Annotated in this window: 1 rRNA gene; it reads left to right on the top strand. The window is 54.7% G+C overall.

The features are described 5' to 3' along the window. Window positions 1-2600: ribosomal RNA gene (locus Q7C19_RS15560) — 23S ribosomal RNA — on the top strand; the annotation flags it as partial. Window positions 2601-2608 lie beyond the last annotated feature (8 nt).

The raw sequence follows: 2608 nt of genomic DNA, 5'->3' as shown, positions 1-2608 counted from the left end.
ACGGAGTCAAAAAGGAAGACAGTAGGTGAAGGACCTGGAAAGGTCGGCCGAAGAAGGTGACAGCCCTGTAGCTGAAACTGTTTTCCCTCCAGAGTGGATCCTGAGTACGGCGGGACACGTGAAACCCCGTCGGAATCCGGGAGGACCATCTCCCAAGGCTAAATACTCCCTAGTGACCGATAGTGAACCAGTACCGTGAGGGAAAGGTGAAAAGCACCCCGGAAGGGGAGTGAAATAGATCCTGAAACCGTATGCCTACAAGTAGTCAGAGCCCGTTAACGGGTGATGGCGTGCCTTTTGTAGAATGAACCGGCGAGTTACGATAACGCGCGAGGTTAAGCCGATGAGGCGGAGCCGTAGCGAAAGCGAGTCTGAACAGGGCGTTCAGTGCGTTGTCGTAGACCCGAAACCAGGTGATCTACCCATGTCCAGGATGAAGGTCAGGTAACACTGACTGGAGGTCCGAACCCACGCACGTTGAAAAGTGCGGGGATGAGGTGTGGGTAGCGGTGAAATGCCAATCGAACCTGGAGATAGCTGGTTCTCCCCGAAATAGCTTTAGGGCTAGCCTCGAGGTTGAGAGTTCTGGAGGTAGAGCACTGATTGGACTAGGGGCCCCCACAGGGTTACCGAATTCAGTTAAACTCCGAATGCCAGCAACTTATACTCGGGAGTCAGACTGCGAGTGATAAGATCCGTAGTCAAGAGGGAAACAGCCCAGACCGCCAGCTAAGGTCCCCAAGTGTATGTTAAGTGGAAAAGGATGTGGCGCTGCCTAGACAGCTAGGATGTTGGCTTAGAAGCAGCCACCATTCAAAGAGTGCGTAATAGCTCACTAGTCGAGTGGCGCCGCGCCGAAAATGTAACGGGGCTAAACATACCACCGAAGCTGCGGATTCCGTAAGGAATGGTAGGGGAGCGTTCCAAACCGCTGTGAAGCTGTACCGGAAGGAGCAGTGGAGCGTTTGGAAGTGAGAATGCCGGTGTGAGTAGCGAAAAGAGGGGTGAGAATCCCCTCCGTCGAAAGCCCAAGGTTTCCTGAGGAAGGCTCGTCCGCTCAGGGTTAGTCTGGACCTAAGCCGAGGCCGAAAGGCGTAGGCGATGGATAACAGGTTGATATTCCTGTACCGCCGATCCACCGTTTGAACAATGGGGGGACGCAGGAGGATAGTGACGCATGCGGATGGAAGTGCATGTGCAAGTTTCAAGACCGTCTGATTGGCAAATCCGTCAGGCATCACAGTCAAGGAACGACGCGGAGTCCCGTAGGGACGTAGGTCACGATTTCACACTGCCAAGAAAAGCCTCTAGTGAGGGGGAAGGCGCCAGTACCGTAAACCGACACAGGTAGGCGAGATGAGAATTCTAAGACGCGCGGGATAACTCTCGTTAAGGAACTCGGCAAAATGGTCCCGTAACTTCGGGAGAAGGGACGCTCTACACATGTAGAGCCGCAGTGAATAGGCCCAAACGACTGTTTAGCAAAAACACAGGTCTCTGCTAAATCGCAAGATGACGTATAGGGGCTGACGCCTGCCCGGTGCTGGAAGGTTAAGGGGATGGGTTAGCGCAAGCGAAGCTTTGAACCGAAGCCCCAGTAAACGGCGGCCGTAACTATAACGGTCCTAAGGTAGCGAAATTCCTTGTCGGGTAAGTTCCGACCCGCACGAAAGGCGTAACGATTTGGGCACTGTCTCAACGAGAGACCCGGTGAAATCATAGTACCTGTGAAGATGCAGGTTACCCGCGACAGGACGGAAAGACCCCATGGAGCTTTACTACAGCCTGATATTGAGGCTTTGTGCATGATGTACAGGATAGGCGGGAGACGTCGAGCCCGGAGCGCCAGCTTCGGAGGAGTCACCCTTGGGATACCGCCCTTCATGCATAGAGTCTCTAACTCGCAGCCGTGATCCGGCTGGAGGACCGTGTCAGGCGGGTAGTTTGACTGGGGCGGTCGCCTCCTAAACAGTAACGGAGGCGCCCAAAGGTTCCCTCAGAATGGTTGGAAATCATTCGTAGAGCGCAAAGGCAGAAGGGAGCTTGACTGCGAGACCTACAAGTCGAGCAGGGACGAAAGTCGGGCTTAGTGATCCGGTGGTTCCGCATGGAAGGGCCATCGCTCAACGGATAAAAGCTACCCTGGGGATAACAGGCTGATCTCCCCCAAGAGTCCACATCGACGGGGAGGTTTGGCACCTCGATGTCGGCTCATCGCATCCTGGGGCTGGAGTAGGTCCCAAGGGTTGGGCTGTTCGCCCATTAAAGCGGTACGCGAGCTGGGTTCAGAACGTCGTGAGACAGTTCGGTCCCTATCCGTCGTGGGCGCAGGAAATTTGAGGAGAGCTGTCCTTAGTACGAGAGGACCGGGATGGACGCACCGCTGGTGTACCAGTTGTTCCGCCAGGAGCATCGCTGGGTAGCTACGTGCGGACGGGATAAATGCTGAAAGCATCTAAGCATGAAGCCCCCTCCAAGATGAGATTTCCCTTTGAGTAATCAAGAAAGACCCCTCAGAGACGATGAGGTAGATAGGTCACGGGTGGAAGCATGGCGACATGTGGAGCTGAGTGATACTAATCGGTCGAGGCCTTGTTCTAGCAGATGC

Source organism: Exiguobacterium sp. PHA03 (assembly GCF_041945985.1).
In the GTDB taxonomy this organism is placed as follows: domain Bacteria; phylum Bacillota; class Bacilli; order Exiguobacteriales; family Exiguobacteriaceae; genus Exiguobacterium_A.
The sequence above is the reverse complement of the archived record's forward strand: the minus strand, read 5'-3'. Positions and strand labels throughout refer to the sequence as shown.